The organism is Rhodococcus sp. BS-15 (assembly GCF_000813105.1).
Taxonomy (GTDB): domain Bacteria; phylum Actinomycetota; class Actinomycetes; order Mycobacteriales; family Mycobacteriaceae; genus Rhodococcoides.
The window spans coordinates 1-2,760 of the sequence record NZ_BAOX01000441.1 but is presented as its reverse complement, the minus strand read 5'-3'; the positions used below and the strand labels follow the sequence as shown (position 1 = coordinate 2,760).

Here is a 2,760-nt window from a genome sequence, read left to right as displayed (position 1 = left end):
CTCGGCGCGGGCGGCGTTCGACGACGGGCCGTGGCGGTCGGTGACGGTGGGCGAGCGCAGCGATCTGCTGAACCGCATCGCGGATCTGCTCCAGAGAGACAAAGCCGAGCTCGCGCGTATCGAAACTCTCGATACCGGAAAGACGTTCGGCGAGAGTGAAATCGACATCGACGACGTGACGTCGGTCTTCCGGTTCTACGCCGATCTTGCAGTGGTGCAGGCGGATCGCCTGATCGACGTCGACCGACCCGAAATCCTCAGCCGCGTCGTCCACGAGCCGATCGGCGTCTGCGTGATGATCGCACCGTGGAACTATCCGCTGCTGCAGATCTCGTGGAAGATCGCCCCCGCCTTGGCGGCCGGTTGCACGATGGTGCTCAAACCGAGCGAGGTGACTCCGCTGAGCACCATCGCGTTCACCAAGCTGGTGGAAGAAGCCGGAGTGCCGGCCGGTGTGGTCAACCTGCTGCAGGGCAGCGGTGCGGTTCTGGGGGACGCACTCACCAGGAACCGCGACGTCGACTTCATTTCGTTCACCGGTGGACTGGCGACAGGCAGGCACATCTTGGCCGCGGCGGCCGAGAACGTCACCAAGGTGGCCGTCGAACTCGGTGGCAAGAATCCACATATCGTGTTCGCCGACGCGGTGGCCGACGACCAGGCATTCGCCGACTCGGTCGACAACGTCCTGACCGGAGTCTTTCTGCATTCGGGTCAGGTGTGTTCGGCCGGCACCCGACTCATCATCGAAGAATCGGTCGCCGACCGATTCGTTGCAGCCGTGGCCGAACGCGCCGAGACCATCGTGATCGGTCCGGGGATGGACCCGGCGAGCGAGACCGGACCACTGGTGTCGCAGGCGCAGCGAGAGAAGATCGAAGCCTTCGTCGCGGGCGGGATCGACGAGGGCGCGACGCTGGTCATCGGCGGAACGAAACCGGACGATGCTGCTCTGGACGGGGGTAGTTATTTTCTACCGACGATCTTCGACCACTGCGATCGGTCGATGAATATCGTGCAGGAGGAGACATTCGGGCCCATACTCACTGTGGAGCGCTTCGACACCGAGGCCGAAGCACTCCTGTTGGGCAACGATACGAATTACGGTCTCGCCGCGGGAGTTCGGACATCCGACGCCGCCCGAGGGGAAAGAATGGTTCGTGGGCTTCGCATGGCACGGTGTGCTCAACGACTTCGGCGTCTACACCGCGGCCGCAGAATGGGGCGGCTTCAAGCAGTCCGGCAACGGCCGCGAGCTCGGACCGTCCGGAATGTCCGAATACCAAGAGGCGAAGCATATTTGGCACAACACCTCACCCACAGCGGCGGGGTGGTTCGGCACCCGATAGCGAAGAGATCGGAAAGGCCAGGCGCATGGCATTACTGAACGACAGTTCGAGCGGAATGGACGACTTCGGCTACAAGGAGTCACTCGATCGAAGTCTCGGCAAATTCGCCAGCTTCGCCGCGGGCGTCAGCTACATCTCCATTCTCACCGGCACGTTTCAGCTCTTCTATTTCGGATTCGGCGCAGCCGGACCGGCGTATCTGTGGTCGTGGCCGGCGGTCTTCCTCGGTCAGCTCTGCGTGGCACTGTGCTTCATGGAACTGGCCGCGAAGTATCCGGTAGCGGGATCGGTGTACAACTGGGCCAAGCTGTTGGGCCGCAGAATCGTCGGATGGTCCGCGGGTTGGTTGATGCTGACGGCCTCGATCGTGACGCTCTCCGCCGTCGCGCTGGCATTGCAGCTGAACCTGCCCCGCATCTGGAGCGGATTCCAGATCATCGGCGACGGTTCCGGTGCCAGCGATTTCGCGGCCAATGCGGTGCTGCTCGGTGCGATCCTGATCGCCATCACCACCACGATCAATGCGCTCGGGGTCCGGCTGATGGCGATGATCAACAGCTCAGGAGTGTTCATCGAGCTCATCGCGGCCGTGTTGATAGCAATTCTGCTCGCGGCCAACATCACTCGCGGACCCGAGGTGTTCTTCTCCACCAACGGCTACGGCGCCGGTGAGAGCGGCGGCTACCTCGGAGCCTTCCTGGTGGCGTCGTTGGCGTCGGGCTACGTGATGTACGGGTTCGACACTGCGAGCTCGCTCGGCGAGGAAACCGTCGAACCCCGGCGTACCGCCCCGAAGGCCATCCTGCGCGCGATCCTCGCGTCGTTCGTCATCGGTGGAGCCATCCTGGTGTTCGCCGTCATGGCCGCGCCCGATCTGGACGATCCGTCGCTCGGCAGCCCGGACGGCAGCTTGCAGTCCATCGTCGAAGCGGTGATGTGGGGCCCACTGGGCACCGTCTTCCTCATCTGCATCGTCATCGCGGTCTTCGTCTGCTCGCTGGCAGTGCACACCGCAGCGATCCGGTTGACGTTCGCCATGGCGCGCGACAACGCTCTGCCGTTCGGCGAGAGCTTGGCCAAGGTGCATCCCAAGACCCAGACTCCGGTCGTTCCCGCGGTGACGATCGGCGTACTGGCCATCGTGATCCTCGTCGTCAACGTCGGTCAGCCGCAGATCTTCACGGTGCTGACCTCCATCGCGATCATCATGATCTACCTCGCCTACCTCATGGTCACCGGACCGCTGTTGGTCAAACGAATCAAGGGGCAATGGCCACCGGAGGACCTGAAGCCCGGCGGCTACTTCACGATGGGCAAGTGGGGCCTGCCGATCAACATTCTCGCGGTGGTGTGGGGAGCGGGCATGGCGATCAACCTCGCCTGGCCGCGCGAGGCCGTGTACGGCACCCCC

At 63.5% G+C, this 2,760-nt stretch carries 1 protein-coding gene and 1 pseudogene; both read left to right on the top strand.

Annotated features, from left to right (window positions below):
* Positions 1 to 1,349: pseudogene (locus tag RHBS_RS26460) on the top strand (aldehyde dehydrogenase family protein); the annotation flags it as partial.
* Between the two features lie 25 nt (positions 1,350 to 1,374).
* On the top strand, positions 1,375 to 2,760 hold a 1,386-nt coding region (locus tag RHBS_RS26455), incomplete at its 3' end, for an APC family permease (RefSeq protein ID WP_128646845.1).